The sequence below is a fragment of the Spirillospora sp. NPDC052242 genome (genome assembly GCF_040679555.1).
GTDB lineage: Bacteria > Actinomycetota > Actinomycetes > Streptosporangiales > Streptosporangiaceae > Spirillospora.
Map to the genome: position 1 here is coordinate 171,142 of NZ_JBFAUZ010000006.1, position 20,438 is coordinate 191,579.

The window sequence follows — 20,438 nt, forward strand, 5'->3', positions numbered from 1 at the left end:
GCCGCGCTGAGCGCCTTGGGGGCCGTCTTGTGCTTGTGGTGGCTCTGCTGCGGTGCGGGGCGTTCCGGGGGTGTCGGGTGTGGGGGGTTAGGGGGCGGTCACGAAGTCGATCAGTTCTTCTACGCGGCCCAGGAGGGCGGGTTCTAGGTCGGTGTAGGTGGTCACGGAGGCGAGGATGCGCTTCCAGGCGGCGCCCACGTCGGGGGCCCAGCCGAGGGCGTCCAGGACGCCCTCCTTCCACGGGACGCCGCGGGGGACGCGGGGCCAGGCGGGGATGCCGACGGCGGCGGGCTTGACGGCCTCCCAGACGTCGACGAACGGGTGGCCGGCGATCAGGACGTGCGGGGACGAGACGCGCGCGGCGATGCGGCTCTCCTTGGAGCCCTCGACGAGGTGGTCGACGAGGACGCCGAGGCGGCGGCCTTCGGCGGGGCCGAACTCGTCGACGATCGCGGGGAGGTCGTCCACGCCCTCCAGGTACTCGACGACGACGCCCTCGACGCGGAGGTCGTGGCCCCAGATCTTCTCGACCAGTTCGGCGTCGTGCACGCCCTCGACGTAGATGCGGCTCTCCTTTGCGACCTGCGCGCGCAGGCCCCGGACGGCGACGGAGCCGGACGCCGAGCGCGCGGGGCGGCGCGGGGCCGCCTCGGGACGGACGAGCGTGACCGGGGCGCCGTCGATCAGGAAGCCCGCCTTGGTGAGCGGGAACACGCGGCGCTTGCCGAAGCGGTCCTCGAGGGTGACGCCGAACTTGTCGCAGGCCACGACGGCGCCGCAGAATCCGCTGTCCGGGTCCTCGGCGACCAGCCCCGGTTCGGCCGGGATCTCCGGGACGAGGCCCTTGCGGGGCCTGCGCCAGTCGCCGGACAGCACGTCGTTGCCGTAGTCCTTACTCCGCACAGGTCCGCAGATTAACCGGACGGCGGCCGCGGGCGGTGTCGTCCCCGGTCGCTCGGCGTGGCGCCCGATCCGGATAGGATCGCGCCGCCGCCGGGGCCGGGACCCTCCAGAAGGGCGCCCGCGGGTCGTACACTTGGCACTCAGGAGTAAGGAGTGCCAGCGGCACGGGGCCGGACGGCACCGGATGATCGGGGGGCCAGTGGCAGCGCACGAGGGAGGTGACAACGTGCTGGACGACCGGAAACTCGCGGTCCTGCGCGCCATCGTCGAGGACTTCGTGTCCACGAACGAACCCGTGGGTTCCAAGGCCTTGGCGGACCGGCACAACCTCGGCGTGTCCCCCGCCACGATCCGCAACGACATGGCGGTTCTGGAGGAGCAGGGGTACATCGCGCAGCCGCACACGAGCGCGGGCCGCGTCCCCACCGACAAGGGGTACCGGCTGTTCGTCGACCGGCTGTCGACGATCAAGCCGCTGTCGGCGCCCGAGCGGCGGGCGATCGAGACGTTCCTGTCCGGCGCGTACGACCTCGACGACGTCGTCGGCCGGACGGTGAAGCTGCTCGCGCAGCTGACCCGGCAGGTCGCGGTGGTGCAGTACCCGTCGCTGACGCGGTCGACGGTGCGGCACGTCGAGCTGGTGCGGGTGGCCGAGAGCCGGCTGCTGCTCGTCCTGATCACCGACACGGGACGGGTGGAGCAGCGGGTCATCGAGACGCCCGCCGAGATCTCCGAGGAATCGATCGGGCACCTGCGGGCGTTGCTCAACACGTGCCTGGACGGGCTCGGGCTCGGCGAGGTGCCGACGGCCGTCGCGGACCTGCCGGACAAGGTGGGGCCGGACGAGCGGCCGGTGGCGGCCGCGGTGCTGTCGGTGCTGCTGGAGACGCTCGTCGAACGGCACGAGGAGAAGATCGTTTTCGCCGGCGCGGCGAACCTGGCCGCGGTGGACTTCTCGCAGAGCCTGCGGGAGGTGCTGGTCGCGCTGGAGGAGCAGGTCGTGCTGATGCGGCTGCTCGGCGAGTCCGGCGACTCCTCTACTGTTACGGTGCGGATCGGCACCGAGAACCCCGAATTGGGGCTCCGATCGACCTCGGTCGTCGCCGCCGACTACGGCGTCGGCGACCTCACGCTGGCCCGGCTGGGAGTGCTCGGGCCTACACGCATGGATTACCCCAGCACGATGGGAGCGGTACGGGCAGTGGCACGCTACGTGGGACAGATCCTGGCGGGGTCGTAAGTGGCCAACGACTACTACGCGACTCTAGGGGTCGGCCGGAACGCGAGCGCCGACGAGGTCAAGAAGGCCTACCGCCGGCTCGCGCGGGAACTCCACCCGGACGTCAACCCCGACCCGGAGACCCAGGAGAAGTTCAAGGAGATCACCCAGGCGTACGAGGTGCTCTCCGACCCGAAGAAGCGGGAGATGTACGACCTGGGCGCGGACCCGTTCGCGCCCGGCGGCGGGGGCGGCGCCGGCGGGTTCGGCGGCGCGGGGTTCCCGTTCAGCGACATCATGGACGCGTTCTTCGGGACGTCGACGTCGCGCGGCCCCCGGTCGCGGGCGCGGCGCGGGCGGAACGCGACGCTACGGGTCGAGCTCGACCTGTCGGAGACCGCGTTCGGCACCACCCGGGAGCTGACCGTGGACACCGCGGTGGCCTGCTCGGCGTGCGAGGCGACGGGCTGCGCGCCCGGCACCCACCCGGAGACCTGCGACACCTGCCACGGGCGCGGCGAGGTGCAGCAGGTGCAGCGCTCGTTCCTGGGCCAGGTCATGACGGCCCGGCCCTGCCCGGCGTGCGGCGGCTTCGGCTCGGTGATCCGCACACCGTGCACCGAGTGCTCCGGGGACGGGCGCGTCCGCACCCGGCGCACCGTCAAGGTCAAGATCCCGGCGGGCGTGGAGAACGGCATCCACATCCAGCTCGCGGGCGAGGGCGAGGTCGGCCCCGGCGGCGGCCCGCCCGGCGACCTGTTCCTGGAGATCGTGGAGCGCGCGCACCCGATCTTCGAGCGGGAGGGCGACGACCTGCACTGCACGGTCGAGATCCCGATGACGGCGGCGGCGCTCGGCACCAGCGTCACGATCGAGACGCTCGACGCGGCCGAGGAGATCGACATCAAGCCGGGCACGCAGTCCGGCCAGGTGATCACCCTCTACAACCGGGGCGTGCGGCACCTCAACGAGAGCGGACGCGGCGACCTGATGATCCACGTGAACGTGGAGACGCCCGGCAAGCTCGACGAGGAGCAGGAGGAGCTGCTGCGGCGGCTCGCGGTGCTGCGCGGCGAGGAGCGCCCGCCCGGCAAGTTCGCGCCGGGGCAGCGCGGGATGTTCTCCCGCCTGCGGGACGTGTTCAACCAGCACTGAAGAGAGACGGTGACGGCCTACCGGGAGGGCCGTGACGGTGCCGATGAGGACCCCGGGGACGCGGCCGCGTCCCCGGGGTCCGGTGACGTTGGGGGAGAGCGATGAGTCCGCCGGTGTTCCTCGCCGGGACGGCCGCGCTGGAACGCGACCGCGTCGTCCTGGACGGCCCCGAGGGGCGGCACGCCGCGACCGTGCGGCGGCTGCGGCCCGGTGAGCGCGTCGACCTCACCGACGGGGAAGGGCTGCTCGCGGAGTGCGTCGTCACGGCGGCCGACCGGGCGTCCCTCACGCTGGAGGTCGCGGCCCGGCACCGCGAGCCGCCGCCGGAACCGCGCCTGGTCGTCGTGCAGGCGCTGCCGAAGGGCGACCGGGGCGAACTGGCGGTGGAGACGATGACCGAGGCGGGCGTGGACGAGATCGTCCCGTGGGCCGCCGCGCGGTGCGTCACCCAGTGGCGTCCCGAGCGCCGCGAGAAGGCCCTGGGCCGCTGGCGGAACGCCGCCCGGGAGGCCGGCAAGCAGGCCCGGCGGAGCCGCCTGCCGCACGTGCCCGACCTCGCGTCGACCGCCGACGTCGCGCGGCGGCTCGCGGACGCGTCCGCGGCGCTCGTCCTGCACGAGGGGGCCGCCGAGCCGCTCAGCGGCGTCCGTCCGCCCGCGTCGGGGGAGGTCGTCCTGGTGGTCGGGCCCGAGGGCGGGATCGCCGAGGACGAGCTGGCCGCGTTCGGCGCGGCCGGGGGACGTCCGGTGCGGCTCGGCCCGACGGTGCTGCGCACCTCGACGGCCGGGGTCGCGGCGGCCGCCGTGCTGCAGGCCGCCACCGGCCGCTGGTGAGGGGCCGCCGGGCGGCCGTCCCGGTCAGGGACCGGCCTGCCCGGCGTCCTGCTGCTTCGTGGTCGACGGGGTGTCGCTGGGCGTCGGCGTCTGCTGGTCGCTCGGCTCCGGCGAGGGGTCGGGCGAGGTGGGCGTCGACGAGGGCGGGTCGGTTGGCGACGTGGACGGCGTCTGGCCGCCCGGGCACGGCGTCCCGCTGGGCGCGCCGGGCGTCGGCGTCGTGCCCGGCGAGGGCGTGCCGGTCGCGTCCGCACCGCCGCCGCGCGGGATGACGCACGACGACAGCCCGGGCGACGACGACGGCGCCCCGGCCTCCTCGGACGTGCTGGGCGTGGCGGACGTCGTCGGCGCGGGGGAGGACGGGTCCCCGGGGACGACGGGCGGCGGGTTCGCGCCGGTGCGGTCGCCGTCGCTGTCGTCGCCTCCGCCGCCGGACGGGCCGTCGCCGGTGACGGTGTGCTGGATCAGGTCGATCGTCTGCGGTCCCGCCGTGACGCCGAACCCGGCGATCGCGACGGCCGCGGCGACGGCGAGCACGGGACGCGCCCAGCCCACGGTGAGGCCGGCCGGCCCGAACCGGGCGGGCGCGAACCGGCCGAGAAACCCCCGGCGGCGCCCGCCTTCGGCCGCGATCCGGGCCCGGATGCGGTCCAGGCCGTCGTCGGAGGGGATGACCGATTCCGCCTCCGCGTTCAGAACCCGGCGAAGGATCTCGCCGTGGTCGTCGTGGGGGTCGGTGGTCATGAGAACTGCTCCAGGACGTTGCGTAGGGCGGTCATGCCGCGTGCGGTATGACTCTTGACCGCGCCGCGGGAGATCCCCATGGCGTTGGCGATCTCGGCTTCCGAGAGATCACCGTAGTAGCGCAGGACGAGCGCCTCCCGCTGGCGGGGTGGGAGCCGGGAGAGCGCGTCGACGACCGCCGAGCGCTCCAGCTCCCCGATGGCCCCGGCCTCCGCGCTGGGCGCGTCGGGAAGCCCCTTGGGGGCGTACTTCTCGACGACGGCGCGGTGGCGCAGCACCGATCGGGACCGGTTCACCACCGACTGCCGCAGGTACGACAGCGCCTTGTCGGGGTCCCGGAGGCGCCGCCAGCCGCCGTGCATCGCGACGAACGCGTCCTGGACGACTTCTTCGGCCGTCCCCGCGTCCCGCACGAGCATCGCGGCGAGCCGCACCAGCGAGCGGTAGTTGGCGCTGTAGAGGGCGGTCACCGCCTGGTCGGCGTCCCAGGCGACGGCAACGGCCCCGGCCGTGCCCCTGGCCACGAGGGTCTCGGTCACGTCTGTGGGACGCCCGCCCTCCTCGTCCGGTTTACGAAAGGGCATCTTCTGGTCTGCCTCGGTCACCTATCCGCCGCCTTTGCCGTCCCCGGCCGTCCTTTCGGTCGGCCACCGCGAGAGCGGCATGAATCGGGCGTTCCCGACCGAACCGAGGGCGTGCCGCATGCCTGCGAACCGGGGGGTACGCCTTGAATTGACAACCTTAACCAGTGGCCGGTCGGAAACGGCTCGACAACCGGAGATCGATTCCGGAAAACCTTATCGGCGGGGGCGCCGCGGACCACGCCCGCGCGGGTCTCGATAGGATTCCGATCGCGGTCGCCGCCGCGGGAGGGGAGACAGATGACCGACTGCCTGTTCTGCAAGATCGTGTCCGGGGACGTGCCGGCGAAGATGGTCCGCTCGTCGGACCGGGCCGTCGCGTTCCGCGACATCAACCCGCAGGCGCCCACGCACGTCCTGGTCATCCCGAAGGACCACCACCCGACGGTGGGCGAGCTGGCCGCGGCCGACGCCGAGCTGCTCGCCGAGGTGCTCCGCGAGGCGCACCAGGTAGCCGTCGACGAGGGCATCTCCGACACCGGGTACCGGATCGTGTTCAACACCGGGGCGCAGGCCGGGCAGACCGTCTTCCACGTGCACGCGCACGTTCTGGGCGGCCGCGGCCTGAACTGGCCGCCCGGCTGACGCCCGGCCGAGGACGATCTGCACGGGCCCGGCGGAGCCGGCCGGGCCGGGCGGGGCGCGCCGTTTCGCGGGCCGCGGACGCGCCGGGGCGAGCGGAAATACGGCGGCGCACCGGCGAGGGCGGTCGGTACCATGGAACCGACACACCTTGCACACCCGGAGCAGACAGAAGGCAGGTCTGAGAGGCCGCAAGGCCCGGCTGATGGTCGAATCAACTCACACGGGGCGCGACGGCCGCGCCCAGATCAAGATCGTGGTGCCGGACGACCATTCGATGGTGAGCCTGCTGGGCTCCCGGGACGAGTTGCTCCACGCGGTCGAGCGCGCGTTCGGCGACGGCATCGACATCCACGTCCGCGGCAACGAGATCACCGCGACCGGGTCCGAGACGGACACCGGCCTGGTCTCCCGCCTCTTCACCGAGATGCTCGAGATGCTCAAGGGCGGCACCCAGCTCACCCCCGACGCGGTCGAGCGCAGCCTCGCGATGCTGCGCGGCGAGGGCGACGCCCGTCCGGCCGAGGTGCTCAACCTGAACGTGCTGTCCGGCCGGGGCCGGACGATCCGCCCGAAGACGCTCAACCAGAAGCGGTACGTCGACGCGATCGACAAGCACACGATCGTGTTCGGCATCGGACCGGCGGGCACCGGCAAGACGTACCTGGCGATGGCCAAGGCCGTCCGCGCGCTGCAGGAGAAGCAGGTCAACCGCATCATCCTGACGCGCCCGGCGGTCGAGGCGGGGGAGCGGCTCGGGTTCCTGCCCGGCACGCTCTACGAGAAGATCGACCCGTACCTGCGGCCGCTGTACGACGCGCTGCACGACATGGTCGACCCCGACTCGATCCCCCGGCTGATGGCCGCCGGCACCATCGAGGTCGCGCCCCTGGCGTACATGCGGGGCCGCAGCCTGAACGACTCCTTCATCATCCTGGACGAGGCGCAGAACACCTCGCCCGAGCAGATGAAGATGTTCCTCACCCGGCTCGGGTTCGGCTCCAAGGTCGTGGTGACCGGCGACGTCACGCAGGTCGACCTGCCGAACGGGACGCAGAGCGGGCTGCGCGTCGTCCAGGACATCCTCCAGGACGTCGAGGACATCCACTTCTCCCGGCTGACCAGCCAGGACGTCGTCCGGCACAAGCTGGTCACCGACATCGTGGACGCCTACAACCGGTACGACGAGTCGCGGGTGCCCGAGTTCAAGAAGGACGCGGCGCGCGGCGGCGGGCCCGGTCGCAAGCGGGGTTCCCGGTGAGCATCGAGGTGCTGAACGAGTCGGGCGCGACGGTCGACGAGAACGGCCTCGCCGAGCTGTCCCGGCACGTGCTGGACGGGCTCCGCGTGCATCCGCTCGCGGAGCTGTCGGTCCTGCTGGTCGACGAGGACGCGATGACCGAGCTGCACGTCAAGTGGATGGACGAGCCCGGCCCCACCGACGTGCTGTCGTTCCCGATGGACGAGCTGCGCCCCGGGCACCTGTCGGGCGGCGCCGACGAGGACGACGAGCTCGACCCGGGCCTGCTCGGCGACGTCGTCCTGTGCCCGTCGGTCGCCGAGCGGCAGGCCCGCACCGCCGGGCACAGCACCGAGGACGAGCTGGAACTGCTGTGCACGCACGGCATCCTGCACCTCCTCGGGTACGACCACGCCGAGCCGGAGGAGCACAAGGAGATGTTCGGCCTGCAGGCCGAGCTGCTCACCTCCTGGCGGGAGAAACGCGGCCGGCGGTGACCACGGCGCAGGCGTGGCTGGCGGGGCTGGCGGCCCTGCTGGTGGTTCTCGCGGGCCTGCTGGCCAGCACCGAGACGGCGCTCGCGCGCGTCTCCCGGGTGACCGTCGAGGAGTTCGCCAAGGAGCGGCGGCGCGGCTCGAAGAAGCTCGCGGAGGTCGTCGCCGACCCGGCCCGCTACGTGAACATGGTGCTGCTGCTGCGCATCGGCTGCGAGCTGGTCGCCACCGTGATCGTCGCGGACCTGTGCATCTCGTGGCTGGACGAGACGTGGCCCGCCTACGTCGTCGCCGCCGCGTTCATGATCGTGGTGAGCTACGTGGCGGTCGGGGTCGCGCCCCGCACCCTCGGCATCCAGCACGCCGACCGGATCGCGCTCGCGGGCGCGGCCGTCCTGCACCCGGTGACCCGGGTGTTCGGGCCGCTGCCGCGGCTGCTGATCCTGCTCGGCAACGCGCTCACGCCCGGCAAGGGGTTCCGCGAGGGCCCGTTCGCGTCCGAGGCGGAGCTGCGCGACCTGGTCGACCTGGCCGAGCAGCGCAGCCTCATCGAGCCGGACGAGCGCGAGATGATCCACTCGGTGTTCGAGCTCGGCGACACGCTCGTCCGCGAGGTGATGGTGCCGCGCACCGACATCGTGTTCATCGAGCGGGACAAGACGCTGCGGCGGGCGATGTCGCTGGCGCTGCGCAGCGGCTTCTCCCGCATCCCGGTCGTCGGCGAGAACGAGGACGACGTCGTCGGCATCGCCTACCTCAAGGACGTCGTGCGCCGCAGCCACGAGCACCACGAGGCCGAGTCGGTCGAGACGGTCGACTCGGTGATGCGCCCGGCGACGTTCGTGCCCGACAGCAAGCCGATCGACGAGCTGCTGCGGGAGATGCAGGCCCGCCGGATCCATGTCGCGATCGTCATCGACGAGTACGGCGGCACCGCGGGGCTCGTCACGATCGAGGACATCCTGGAGGAGATCGTCGGGGAGATCACCGACGAGTACGACCGGGAGATCCCGCCGGTGACCTGGCTGGACGGCGGCACCGCCCGCGTCACGGCCCGGCTGCCGGTGGACGACCTCGCCGAGCTGTTCGACGTCGAGATCGACGCCGAGGACGTCGACACGGTCGGCGGGCTGCTGGCGCACGCCCTCGGCCGGGTCCCGATCGAGGGCTCGACGGCGGAGGTCGGCTCCGCGCCGCGCGGCCCGGACGACGATGACGACGACGTCCCGGGCGGGGCCGTCCTGTCGCTGAAGGCGGAGACGATCGCGGGCCGCCGCAACCGGATCGGCACCGTCGTCGTCCGCCGCCTCGACACCCGCGCGGGCGGGGACGGCTGACCGGCGCCGGTCAGAGGGTGGCGCGGAGGGTCCCGTCGGGCCCGGCGACCAGGACGGGCGCCTTCGGGCCGAGGTCGCGGACGGCGGTGACGTCGGACGGGTCGGGCGCGTCGGCGGCGGTGACGACGGCGGCGGCCTCGAGGTCCTCGGCGCCGCTGGACACCGCCATCGCGACCGCGACCTTGAGCGCCGAGAGCCGCAGCGACGGCAGGTTCACGCTCGTCGCCGCGTAGGTGCGTCCCGTCTCGTCGCGCACGGCGGCGCCCTCGGCGGCCCCGGTGCGGGCCCGGGACGACCGCGCCAGGGTGATGATCTTCGCGTCCTCGGCGTTCAGCTCGCTCACGTCCCCGATCGTACGGGACGCGCCGCGACGCTCATCAACCGCTGCGAGCGGGTGGGGCGGGCGGCAAGTCGGCGCCAAGTGGGCGCCAAGCGGGGCGCGGCACCCTCGGAGTCTCGAATCCGGATCTCTGGGGGAACGTGATGTCCCGTCTGCTGTACCGCCTGGGCAGGGCCGCCGCCCTGCGCCCGTGGCGGTTCGTCGTCGTGTGGCTGGCGCTCGTCGCCGCGGTGGGAGGGGCCGCGGCGGCCGGCGGGGGTGCGCTGCAGGACGACTACACCCTCGAGGGGACCGGGTCGCAGCAGGCCACCGAGCTGCTGCGGGACCGGTTCCCGGCGCTGTCGGGCGCCGACGCCCGCGTCGTCGTGCACGCCCGGGACGGCCGCGTCGACCCGGCCGCGCTCGCCGCCGCGGGCGGCGGGCTGCGCGGGCTGCCGCACGTCAGCGCCGTCGACCCGCCGCAGCCCAGCCCGGACGGACGCACGGCGCTGATCACCGTCCGGTACTCGGTGCCGGTGACCGACCTGGAGACCGCGCCGACGCTCGACGCGCTCCGCGACGCGACCGGGAACCTCGAGGACGCCGGCTACCGGGTGGAGTTCGGCGGCCAGGTGCCCGAGAACATCACCGCGCCCGGCGGGGTGGCGGAGGCGGTCGGAGTGGTGGCCGCCCTGGTGATCCTCCTGCTGGCGTTCGGGTCGGTGGTCGCGGCGGGGCTGCCGCTGGTGGTCGCGCTCGCCGGTCTGGGCGTGGGCGTGTCGGGGATCACGCTGCTGGCGGCCGTGACGAACGTGGCGACGACCGCGCCGACGCTCGCGATGATGGTGGGCCTCGGCGTCGGCATCGACTACGCGCTGTTCATCCTCACCCGGCACCGCGAGGGCCTCGCCGCCGGGCTGGACGTGCCCGAGTCGGTGGGGCGCGCCATCGCCACCGCCGGGCAGTCGGTGCTCTTCGCCGGGTCCACGGTGCTGCTGGCGCTGTGCGGGCTGGTGGTCTCGCGGATCCCGGTGTTCATGACGATGGGGTTCGCGACGGGGCTGGTGGTGGCGGCGACGGTGGCGAGCGCGGTCACGCTGCTGCCCGCGGTGCTCGGGCTGGCCGGACACCGGGTGCTGCGCCGCCGCGACCGCGCGTCCGGCGCGGCGCCCGCGACCGACTCGCCGCGCATCCGCCGCTGGGCGCTGCACGTGGGCCGCCGTCCGTGGCCGTGGCTGCTGGCGGGGCTGGTGCTGATGCTCACGCTGGCCGCCCCGGCGCTCGGCATGCGGACGTGGCCGAGCGACGCGGGCAGCGAGCCGACGTCCAACACCGTCCGGCAGGCGTACGACCTGGTCGCCGAGGCGTACGGCCCCGGCGCGAACGGCCCGCTGATGGTGGCCGTGGACCTGACCGAGACGGACCCGGCGGCGCTGCCGGGCCTGCGCGACCGGCTCGCCGCCACCGAGGGCGTCGCGTCCGTCGCGCCGCCCCGGCTGTCGGACGCCCGCGACGCGGCGGTGATCGTCGTGACGCCCGAGTACGGGCCGCAGGACGAGCGCGTCACGCCGCTCGTCGACGGGATCCGCGCGGACGTCCTGCCGCCGGGCGCGGAGGTCACCGGCATGACGGCCGCCTACGTGGACCTGTCGCGGGTGCTGTCCGAACGGCTGTGGCCGGTGATCGGCGTGGTCGTGGCGACCTCGTTCGTCATGCTGGTGATCGTCTTCCGGTCGATCCTGGCGCCGCTGAAGGCCGCCGCCATGAACCTGCTGTCGATCGCCGCCGCGTACGGCGTGCTCACCGCCGTGTTCCAGTGGGGGTGGGGCGCGGAACTGCTCGGCCTGCCGCACAGCGTCCCGGTGTCGAGCTTCATCCTCCTATTGATGTTCGCGGTGCTGTTCGGCGTGTCGATGGACTACGAGGTGTTCCTGCTGTCGCGCGTCCGGGAGGAGTGGCTGCGGACCGGGGACGCACGCGGCTCGGTGTCGGCGGGCCTCGCGGCGACCGGCCGGGTGATCACCAGCGCGGCGCTGATCATGGTCACGGTGTTCCTCGGGTTCGCCGCCGACCCCGGCCTGGTGATCAAGCAGATGGGCGTGGGTCTCGCGGTCGCCGTCGCGCTCGACGCGACGATCGTCCGGCTCGTCCTGGTCCCGGCGACGATGGCGCTGCTCGGCCGCGGCAACTGGTGGCTGCCGGGGCCGCTCGGCCGGGTCCTGCCGAACGTCGACCTGCACGGCGGCGCCGTGCCCGCCGCGGCGGGCGCCGAGCCTCCGGCCAGGGAGCCCAGCCGCACCTAGGAGGCGATCACGGCGGTCGGCATGTCCCGGTTTAGGCTGATCGGGACATGTCGACTGTTGTGGACGCGCCCGTCGTCAGCGTGCTCGGCGCCTTCGGCGCGACGGTGGACGGCGCGCCCGCCGACCTCGGCGGGCGCCGCCGCCGGTCGGTGCTGGCCCGGCTCGCCGCCGCGCACGGCCGGATGGTCCCGGCCGACACGCTGGTCGAGGACCTGTGGGCCGGGACGGCCCCGCCCCGCGCGGGCGCGGGCCTGCAGTCGTTCGTCTCGCACCTGCGCCGCGCCCTGGAGCCGCGCCGCCCGCCCCGCACGCCCGCCCGCGTCCTGGTCACCGCGCCGCCCGGCTACGCGCTGCGGCTCCCGGACGGCAACGTGGACGCGTGGCGGTTCGACGCGCTCGTCGACGAGGCGGGCGCGCTGCTCGCCGCGGGCGACCCCGCCGCCGCCCGCCGCCGCGCCGACGACGCCCTCGCCCGCTGGGGCGGCCCCGCCTACGCCGAGTTCGCCGACCTGCCGTGGGCCGCCGCCGAGGCCGCCCGGCTGGACGAGCGCCGCCGGCTCGCCGTCGAGCGCCGCGCCGAGGCCCTGCTCGGGCTCGGGGGCGCCGCCGAGGCCGTCCCCGACCTGGAGGAGCACGCCGCCGCGAACCCGCTGCGCGAGGAGGCGTGGCGGCTGCTGGCGCTCGCCCTGTACCGGGCGGGACGGCAGGGGGACGCGCTCGCCGCGCTCCGCCGGGCCCGCGCCACGCTCGGCGAGGAACTCGGCGTCGACCCCGGCCCCGCGCTGCGCGGCCTGGAGGCCGACATCCTCGCGCAGGCCCCCGAGCTGGGCGAACCACCGGTCGCGGACCGTCCCGTCCCCCTGCGGCCGCCCCCCGCTCCGGTCGCGCGGCCGGAGCCGCAGGCGGCGTTCGTCGGCCGGGCGAGCGAGCTGGCGCTGCTGGACGGCGCCGCCGACCGGGGCGGCGTGGTCCTCGTCGGCGGCGACGCGGGCATGGGCAAGACGGCCCTCGCCGAACGGTTCGCTCGGCGGCTCGGCGACCGCGGCTGGACGTGCGCGTGGGGCCGCGCGCAGGAGACCGGCGGGGCGCCCGCCGCCTGGCCGTGGGCGGAACTGCTGCGCGACCTCGCCGCCGCCGCACCCCCGGACACCGCCCTGGCCGCCCGCCTCGCCCCCCTCCTCGACGACACCGCCCCCGCCCCCGAGACCCCGCCCGCCGGGCGCGGTGACGCCGGACCCGCCGCTCCCGGCCCCGCCCACGCCGCCACGGGGGACGCCTCCGCCGATCCCGCGGCTGCGGGTCACGGCATCGCGGGTTCCGCCGCTCCCGGCGTCGCGCCCGGCGTCGAGCGCCCGTACCCCGGGCACGCCGCCACCAGGGACCCCGGAGGTGCCGCCGTCCGGACCGCGTCCGCCGGGGGCGGGGGCGCGGACGTCACCACCGAGCGGTTTCGGCTGCACCTCGCCGTCGGCGACTACCTCGCCGGGATCGCCGCGCGTGCCCCGCTGCTGCTCGTCCTGGAGGACCTGCACTGGGCCGACGACGAGACGCTCGCGCTGCTGGTGCGGCTCGCCGAACGGCTCCGCGGACGGCGCGTCCTGCTCGCCGCGACGTTCCGCCGCACCGAGGCGCCCGAGCGGCTCGCCGCCGCGCTCGCCGCCCTCGCCCGCCGCGAGCCGCTGCGCATCGACCTCGGCGGGCTCGCCCCCGCCGAGGTCGCCGAACTCGTCCGCGCGACGTGCGCGACCGGCGTCGCCGACGCCGAACTGGCCGACATCGCCGAACGGACCGGCGGCAACCCCTTCTTCGTCCGCGAGACGGCCCGGCTGCTGGACGCCGAGGGCCTGCCCGCCGCCGTCCGCCGCGTGCCCGCCGGGGTGGGGGACGTCCTCCGCCGCCGCATCGCGCGCCTCCCCGAGCCCGCCCGGCACGTGCTGCGCGACGCCGCCGTCGTCGGCCGCGACGCCGACCTCGCCGTCCTCGCCGACCTGGCCGCCGGCGCGCACGGCGACGAGGAGACCGTCATCGACGCCGTCGAGGCCGCCCTCGCCGCCGGGCTGGTCACCGAACCCGCGCCCGGACGGCTGCGGTTCGTGCACGCGCTCGTCCGCGACACCCTCTACGACGGGCTGTCGCGGGCCCGCCGCACCCGGCTGCACGGCCGGGTCGCCGCCGCGCTGGAACGGCACCGCCCCGCCGAGGTCGCGGCGATCGCGCACCACTACCTGGAGTCGGGCGCCGAACCGGACCGGGCCGTCCGCTACGCGCGGCTCGCCGCGGCGGCCGCCGAGGCCCGGTTCGCGCACGGCCCGGCCGCCGACCTGTGGGTCCGCGCCGCCGAGACGCTGCGCGCGCGGGGCCCGGACGCCGCCCGCGACCGGCTCGAGGCGGAGGTCGCGGCCATCCGCGCCTGCGGCCTGTCCGGCGACGTCATGCAGGCCCGCGACCGGCGCCTGCAAGCCATCGCCGACGCCCGCGCGCTCGGCGACGTCCGGCTGCTGGCCCGTGTCATCACCGCCTTCGACGTGCCCACGCTGTGGACGAGCCGCGAGTACGGCACCCTCGACCGGGAGATCATCGACGCCGCCGAGGACGCCCTGCGCCGGCTCCCGGACGGCGAGGACGAACTGCGCGTCCGGCTGCTGACCAGCCTGGCGATCGAACTGGAGGGCGAGTTCGACGACCGCGGCGTCACCGCGGCCGACGAGGCGGTCGCGCTGGCCCGCGCCCTCGGCCGTCCCGACCTGCTCGCCGTCGCGCTCAACGGCCGCTACATCAACGGCTACCGGAGCGCCGGCGACCTCGCGCTGCGGCAGCGGCTCGCCCGCGAACTGCTCGACCTCGCCGAGGAGCACGGCCTCGCCGCGTACCGCGTCCTCGCGCACCTGCAGCTGCAGCAGACGTCCGTCGCCGCGCTCGACCTGACCGCGGCGGCCGCGCACCTGGAGGAGGGGCGGCGCCTCGCGGACCAGTACGGGCTGCCGCTGCTCGCGCAGATCGCGAGCTGGTACGCCGGGCTCGTGCACGTTCTCGCGTCGCGCTTCGACGCCGCCGAACGGGCGTACGCGCAGGTCAGCGCGGACATCGGCCGCACCGGGATCTGGAGCAGCGAGGACGGCATCGTCGGGTTCGGCGCGTTCTGCCTGCGGCTCGTCCAGGGGCGGCCGGGCGAGCTGCTGGAGCAGGCGGCCTGGCTGTCGCGGCGGTGGTCCCACGTCGCCGCCACCGCCGACATCCACGCGCTCGCGCTGGCCGACGCCGGCCGCGTCGCGGACGCCCGCGCCGCCGTCGCCGCGGCGGGCCCCATCCGCCCCGACTACTTCTACGACCTCGCCACGGCGATCCGCGCCCACCGCGCGATCGTCCTGGACCAGCGGGACGTCGCCGAGCGGGCGTACGCCGACCTGCTGCCGTACGAGGGGCACTTCGCCGGCGGCTGCACCACCTTCGCGACGATCGGGCCGGTCGCGCACGTCCTCGGCGACCTCGCCCGGTACCTCGGGCGTCCCGCCCCGGTCGCCGCCGCGCACTACCGCCGGGCCGCCCGCGCCGCCGACACCCTCGGCGCGCCGCTCTTCTCCCGGCTGGCCCGGGAGGCCCTGGCCGCGCTCGGCGACGCCGCGGCCTCCGCCTGACGGGCGACGGGACGGGGCCCGCCGCAGGTGGGGGACAATCGAAGGGTGACATCGACGGGAGATCTGACGACCGCGCCGCCGCCCGAGGGCTTCCGGGCGGGCTTCGCCTGCTTCATCGGACGGCCGAACGTGGGCAAGTCGACGCTGATGAACGCGCTCGTCGGCACCAAGGTGGCGATCACCAGCAGCCGCCCGCAGACGACGCGGCGGGCGATCCGGGGCATCGTGCACCGGCCGGACGGGCAGCTCGTCGTGGTCGACACGCCGGGCCTGCACAAGCCGCGGACGCTGCTCGGCGAGCGGCTCGACAGCCTCGTCCGCTCCACCCTCACCGAGGTCGACGTCATCGGGTTCTGCGTGCCCGCCGACCAGCCCGTGGGGCCGGGCGACAAGTACATCGCCCGCGAACTCGCCGGGGTGAAGAAGACCCCGATCGTGGCGATCGTCACCAAGACCGACCTCGCCGCGCCCGAGCAGGTCGCGGAGCAGCTCCTCGCCGTGGGACGGCTCGGGGAGTTCGCCGACATCGTCCCCTGCTCGGCGGAGAACGGCTTCCAGGTCGACCTGGTCGGCGAGCTGCTGATCTCGCGGCTGCCGGAGGGCATGCCGCTGTACCCGGAGGGCGACCTCACCGACGAGCCCGAACAGGTGATGATCGGCGAACTGATCCGGGAGGCCGCGCTCGAAGGCGTCCGGGACGAGCTGCCGCACTCGATCGCCGTCGTGGTCGACGAGATGGCGCCCCGCGAGGGACGGGACGATCTCGTCGACGTCTACGCGCACCTGTTCGTCGAGCGGCCCAGCCAGAAGGGCATCATCATCGGGCACCGCGGCGCCCGGCTGCGCGAGGTCGGCGCGGCCGCCCGGCGGCAGATCGAGGCGCTGCTCGGCACGAAGATCTACCTCGACCTGCGGGTCAGCGTCCTCAAGGACTGGCAGCGCGACCCCAAGCAGCTCCGCCGCCTCGGCTTCTACGACTGACGGGCCCTACGGCCGGTCGTCGCGGCGTTCCGCCGCCTCGCCGCCCGGTGCGGACTCGTCCGCCCGCTCCCACCCGCTCTGCTGCGGCCAGACCGCGTTCGGGTCGCCCGCGTACTGGCCGTTCCCGTACTGCGCGTAGTACTGATCTTGCGCGTACTGGTCCTGCGCGTACTGGTCCGGCGGGTACGCCTCCGTCGGCGGGTACGGGGCTGGACGGCCGCGCCCGCCCAGCCGCGCGGTGATCGGGCGCGCCAGGCTGAACCCGGTGACCAGCAGCGCCGCCGCGACCGCCACGTACCAGCCGTACAGCACGCTGATCTCGTAGCCGACGTCCAGGCCGCCGGTGGGCAGGTCGTCGCGGGCGTCGTCGAGCCGGAGCAGGAACAGCAGGCACGCCAGCAGCGACAGGACGCCGGGGACGGCCGCGAGGCCGGTGATGCGGGTGTCGCGGGCGAGCAGATCCCAGCAGGCCATGACGATCGCGACCACCGCGAACACCGGGACCGACAGCACCACGTCGTCGGCGTCGATGCCCGCCGCCGTGGCGACCTCCCGGGAGATCGCGCTGCCGAACAGGTCGACGACGACGGAGGCGCGCGCCCACGGCAGGAACGCCGACACCAGCAGCGCCGCCGCCGCGGTGATCAGCGCGATGCTCCAGCCGAGGCCGCCGCGCCGCGGTTCGTCCGGCGCGGGCTCGGGCTGCGGCTCCGGGACGGCGTCCTCGGGACCGGGCGGCGGAAGACCGTCGTCGGGCGGCAGGAACTGCGGGCGCGCCCGCGCGCCGCCCGCGTCGGAACCCAGGTCACCGGTCATGGCCCCAGCGTAAGGGGAGGAACCGCCGGGTCGCGGACGGGCGGGAATGTCCCGTACGGCCGATGACGTTCTCGTGACGGAAGAGACCCCCGGACGTCTCGTCATGCATCGATCGTCTCAACATGCGGACGCCGGTTTCCGGAGCACGGATGTCATCTGTTAGTTTGGCGGGCGTGTCTGGTGCGCTGCTCCTTCTTAGCGGCCGCAGCGGGGGCCTGTAACCAGGTCGGCTCCCTCGCTGCGGGACTCTGACGTGGACGTCGGCCGCAAGAGGTTCGAGCAGGGAGATCCCACCGCATGTACCCGGCACAGCAGCCCTCCGGTATGCCCTTCGAGCGCTACCGCCCCTTCACCCCGATCAAGCTGACGGACCGCACCTGGCCGGACGCCGTCATCACGCAGGCCCCGCGCTGGTGCGCCGTCGACCTGCGGGACGGCAACCAGGCGCTGATCGACCCGATGGACGCCCACCGCAAGCTGCGGATGTTCGAGCTGCTCGTCCGGATGGGCTACAAGGAGATCGAGGTCGGGTTCCCGGCGGCGAGCCAGACCGACTACGACTTCGTCCGGCAGATCATCGACGAGGGCCGCATCCCCGACGACGTCGTGATCCAGGTGCTGACGCAGGCCCGTCCCGAACTGATCGAGCGGACGTTCGAGGCGGTGCGGGGCGCGAAGCAGGCGATCGTCCACCTGTACAACTCGACCAGCACGCTGCAGCGCCGCGTGGTGTTCGGGCAGGACCGCGACGGCATCACCGCCATCGCCGTCGAGGGCGCGAAGCTGTGCGCCAAGCTCGCCGAGGACATGGGCGACACCGAGATCTTCTTCCAGTACTCGCCGGAGTCGTTCACCGGCACCGAGCTGGAGTACGCCGTCGAGGTCTGCAACGCCGTCAACGACGTGTGGAAGCCGACCCCGGACCGGAAGGTCATCGTCAACCTGCCGGCGACCGTCGAGATGGCCACGCCGAACGTGTACGCCGACCAGATCGAGTGGATGAGCCGGAACCTGGCGTACCGCGACTCGGTCATCCTGTCGCTGCACCCGCACAACGACCGCGGCACCGCGGTCGCCGCCGCCGAGCTCGGCTACATGGCGGGCGCCGACCGCATCGAGGGCTGCCTGTTCGGCAACGGCGAGCGCACCGGCAACGTCTGCCTGGTCACCCTGGGGCTGAACATGTTCACCCAGGGGATCGACCCGCAGATCGACTTCTCCGACATCGACGAGATCCGCCGCACCGTCGAGTACTGCAACCAGCTGCCCGTCCACGAGCGGCACCCGTACGGCGGCGACCTCGTCTACACCGCGTTCTCCGGCTCCCACCAGGACGCCATCAACAAGGGCTTCGAGCACCTGCGGCGCGACGCGGAGGCCGCCGGGACGCCCGTCGACGAGTACCGGTGGGAGGTCCCGTACCTGCCGATCGACCCGCACGACGTCGGCCGCACCTACGAGGCCGTCATCCGGGTCAACAGCCAGTCCGGCAAGGGCGGCGTCGCCTACATCATGAAGACCGAGCACTCGCTGGAGCTGCCGCGGCGCCTCCAGATCGAGTTCTCCCGGGTCGTGCAGGAGCACACCGACAGCGAGGGCGGCGAGGTCGACCCCGCCCGCATGTGGGAGATCTTCGAGGCCGAGTTTCTGTCCAACGGGCCCCGCGTCGGGCTGCTGGCGCACCGCGCCACGTCCCGCGTCGACGAGAAGGACGCCCTCAGCTGCGACGTCCGCGTCGACGGCGAGATCCGCGAGATCGAGGGACTCGGCAACGGCCCGGTGTCGGCGTTCGAGGACGCCCTGTCGACCGTCGGGATCGACGTCCGCGTCCTGGACTACGCCGAGCACGCGATGAGCGCGGGCGGCGACGCGCGCGCCGCCGCCTACGTCGAGTGCGACGTGAACGGCAGCACGGTGTGGGGCGTCGGCATCGACGGCAACATCGTCACCGCCTCCCTCAAGGCGATGCTGTCGGCCGTCAACCGCGTCGCCCGCCTGCAAGCGAAGTAAGCGGTTTGCGCCCGGGCGCTCTATAGTTGCGTGCATGGCACGTCGACTGGCGGAGGTCGCCAAGAAGGTCGGGGTCAGCGAGGCCACGGTCAGCCGGGTCCTCAACGACAAGCCCGGCGTGTCCGACGCGACCCGCGCGGCGGTGCTGACCGCCCTCGACGTCCTCGGCTACGAGCGCCCCACGCAGCTGCGCGGCGAGCGCGCCCGCCTGGTCGGGCTGGTCCTGCCCGAACTCGGCAACCCGATCTTCCCGGCCCTGGCCGAGGTCGTCGGGGGCGCGCTCGCCCAGCGCGGGTTCACGCCCGTCCTGTGCACCCTCACCCCCGGCGGCCTGTCGGAGGCCGACTACGTCGAGATGCTGCTGCAGCAGCAGGCGTCCGGGGTGATCTTCGCGGGCGGCCTCTACGCCGAGGCCGACGCCGCCCACGACCACTACCACCGGCTGCTGGACGTGCGGCTGCCGGTCGTCCTGGTCAACGCGGCCGCCGGCGGGCTCGACTTCCCGCAGGTGTCCACCGACGACGCCGTCGCCGCCGAGCAGGCGTTCGGCCACCTGCTGTCCCTCGGCCACGAGCGCATCGGCGTCGTCCTCGGCCCCGAGGACCACGTCCCGTGCCGCCGCAAGCTCGCCGCGGTCCGCGCCGCCGCCGCGCGCGCCGGCGTCGACCTGCCCGACTCCCGCGTCCGCCGTGCGATGTTCTCCCTCGAGGGCGGCCAGGCGGTGGCGGGGCGCCTCATCCGCGACGGCGTCACCGGCGTGATCTGCGCCAGCGACCCGCTCGCCCTCGGCGTCATCCGCGCCGTCCGCCGCCTCGGCATGTCCGTGCCCGGCGACGTCTCGGTCGTCGGCTACGACGACTCGGCGTTCATGAACTGCGTCGACCCGCCGCTGACGACCGTCCGGCAGCCCATCGAGTCCATCGGCCGCGCCGCCGTGACGCTGCTGGTCAACCAGGTCGACGGCGGGTCCGTCACCGCCGAGGAACTGCTGTTCGAGCCCGAGCTGGTGGTCCGCGCCTCGACCGCGCCCAGTCCCGCGGCCTGACGCGCGCCCGCTCCCCGCTTCCGCTCTCCGGCCCGCCGCGCATCGCGCGCGGCGGGCTTGCGCGCGTTTACAGCCGATTACGCCAGCTCAGGCGCCTGTTGTTGGTTTTTTGCGTATGTTCATTCATCTATTGCATTGTGATGTAGGTCTCTGTATGTTCCTCGCAATTGGCCGACCCCCA

General features: G+C 74.2%; 17 protein-coding genes. 12 read left to right on the top strand and 5 right to left on the bottom strand.

From position 1 onward, the window contains the following. Nucleotides 1–87: 87 nt before the first annotated feature. Entirely contained in the window at nt 88–903 is an 816-nt protein-coding gene (locus tag AB0L25_RS07200; protein ID WP_500169523.1) for a DUF3097 domain-containing protein, read from the bottom strand. 226 nt (nt 904–1,129) lie between these two features. Between AB0L25_RS07200 and hrcA the strand changes: the two genes are divergently transcribed. The 3 genes from hrcA (at nt 1,130) to AB0L25_RS07215 (ending at nt 4,110) form a co-directional block, all read left to right on the top strand. After that, complete coding sequence (gene hrcA / locus AB0L25_RS07205) at nt 1,130–2,143, top strand: heat-inducible transcriptional repressor HrcA (protein ID WP_500169524.1); 1,014 nt, start codon at nt 1,130–1,132, stop codon at nt 2,141–2,143. Further along, nucleotides 2,144–3,277, top strand: coding sequence for a molecular chaperone DnaJ (gene dnaJ / locus AB0L25_RS07210; RefSeq protein WP_500169526.1), 1,134 nt, complete (start codon nt 2,144–2,146; stop codon nt 3,275–3,277). Nucleotides 3,278–3,378: 101 nt separating this feature from the next. Next, a complete protein-coding gene (locus tag AB0L25_RS07215; protein WP_500169528.1) occupies nt 3,379–4,110 on the top strand; it encodes a 16S rRNA (uracil(1498)-N(3))-methyltransferase in 732 nt (243 codons plus the stop codon). Between the two features lie 24 nt (nt 4,111–4,134). Here the strand turns inward: AB0L25_RS07215 and AB0L25_RS07220 are convergent, their stop codons facing one another. Both AB0L25_RS07220 and AB0L25_RS07225 read right to left on the bottom strand, forming a co-directional pair. Continuing rightward, on the bottom strand, nt 4,135–4,854 hold the full coding sequence (locus AB0L25_RS07220; protein WP_500169530.1) for a hypothetical protein: 720 nt from the start codon (nt 4,852–4,854) through the stop codon (nt 4,135–4,137). Continuing rightward, on the bottom strand, nt 4,851–5,438 hold the full coding sequence (locus tag AB0L25_RS07225; RefSeq protein WP_378296833.1) for a SigE family RNA polymerase sigma factor: 588 nt from the start codon (nt 5,436–5,438) through the stop codon (nt 4,851–4,853). Before AB0L25_RS07225 ends, AB0L25_RS07220 begins: the two co-directional genes overlap by 4 nt. A gap of 297 nt (nt 5,439–5,735) precedes the next feature. Here AB0L25_RS07225 and AB0L25_RS07230 point away from each other — a divergent pair, with 297 nt between their 5' ends. The 4 genes from AB0L25_RS07230 to AB0L25_RS07245 all read left to right on the top strand — a co-directional run bounded on the left by AB0L25_RS07230 (nt 5,736) and on the right by AB0L25_RS07245 (nt 9,148). Then, the gene (locus AB0L25_RS07230; RefSeq protein ID WP_500169532.1) at nt 5,736–6,080 is read left to right on the top strand and encodes a histidine triad nucleotide-binding protein; all 345 of its coding nucleotides are present in this window, start codon (nt 5,736–5,738) and stop codon (nt 6,078–6,080) included. 202 nt (nt 6,081–6,282) lie between these two features. Next, nucleotides 6,283–7,338 carry a PhoH family protein gene (locus AB0L25_RS07235; protein WP_500169533.1) on the top strand — a complete coding sequence of 352 codons (1,056 nt, stop codon included), beginning with the start codon at nt 6,283–6,285 and terminating at the stop codon, nt 7,336–7,338. Further along, nucleotides 7,335–7,814, top strand: a complete 480-nt coding sequence (ybeY, locus tag AB0L25_RS07240) for an rRNA maturation RNase YbeY (protein ID WP_500169535.1) — start codon at nt 7,335–7,337, stop codon at nt 7,812–7,814. The genes AB0L25_RS07235 and ybeY overlap by 4 nt, the downstream gene beginning before the upstream one ends. After that, nucleotides 7,811–9,148 (top strand): hemolysin family protein, encoded by a 1,338-nt coding sequence (locus AB0L25_RS07245; RefSeq protein ID WP_500169537.1) that lies wholly within the window; start codon nt 7,811–7,813, stop codon nt 9,146–9,148. The genes ybeY and AB0L25_RS07245 overlap by 4 nt, the downstream gene beginning before the upstream one ends. A gap of 10 nt (nt 9,149–9,158) precedes the next feature. On the opposite strand, the gene AB0L25_RS07250 is transcribed toward AB0L25_RS07245, so the two are convergent. Further along, on the bottom strand, nt 9,159–9,491 hold the full coding sequence (locus AB0L25_RS07250; RefSeq protein ID WP_500169539.1) for a cytidine deaminase-like protein: 333 nt from the start codon (nt 9,489–9,491) through the stop codon (nt 9,159–9,161). 140 nt (nt 9,492–9,631) lie between these two features. Between AB0L25_RS07250 and AB0L25_RS07255 the strand changes: the two genes are divergently transcribed. From AB0L25_RS07255 to era, 3 genes are read left to right on the top strand one after another with little or no spacing between them, the layout of a single operon-like run. After that, a complete protein-coding gene (locus tag AB0L25_RS07255; protein ID WP_500169541.1) occupies nt 9,632–11,770 on the top strand; it encodes an MMPL family transporter in 2,139 nt (712 codons plus the stop codon). Between the two features lie 47 nt (nt 11,771–11,817). Continuing rightward, nucleotides 11,818–15,405 (top strand): ATP-binding protein, encoded by a 3,588-nt coding sequence (locus AB0L25_RS07260; protein WP_500169542.1) that lies wholly within the window; start codon nt 11,818–11,820, stop codon nt 15,403–15,405. Nucleotides 15,406–15,450: 45 nt separating this feature from the next. After that, a complete protein-coding gene (gene era, locus AB0L25_RS07265) occupies nt 15,451–16,386 on the top strand; it encodes a GTPase Era (RefSeq protein ID WP_500169544.1) in 936 nt (311 codons plus the stop codon). Nucleotides 16,387–16,392: 6 nt separating this feature from the next. On the opposite strand, the gene AB0L25_RS07270 is transcribed toward era, so the two are convergent. Next, nucleotides 16,393–17,202: a hypothetical protein gene (locus AB0L25_RS07270; protein WP_500169546.1), complete on the bottom strand. Its 810-nt coding sequence runs from the start codon at nt 17,200–17,202 to the stop codon at nt 16,393–16,395. A 297-nt stretch (nt 17,203–17,499) separates the two neighbouring features. Here AB0L25_RS07270 and leuA point away from each other — a divergent pair, with 297 nt between their 5' ends. Both leuA and AB0L25_RS07280 read left to right on the top strand, forming a co-directional pair. Continuing rightward, entirely contained in the window at nt 17,500–19,212 is a 1,713-nt protein-coding gene (leuA, locus tag AB0L25_RS07275) for a 2-isopropylmalate synthase (RefSeq protein ID WP_500169548.1), read from the top strand. A gap of 34 nt (nt 19,213–19,246) precedes the next feature. Then, a complete protein-coding gene (locus AB0L25_RS07280; protein WP_500169550.1) occupies nt 19,247–20,257 on the top strand; it encodes a LacI family DNA-binding transcriptional regulator in 1,011 nt (336 codons plus the stop codon). Nucleotides 20,258–20,438: the final 181 nt, after the last annotated feature.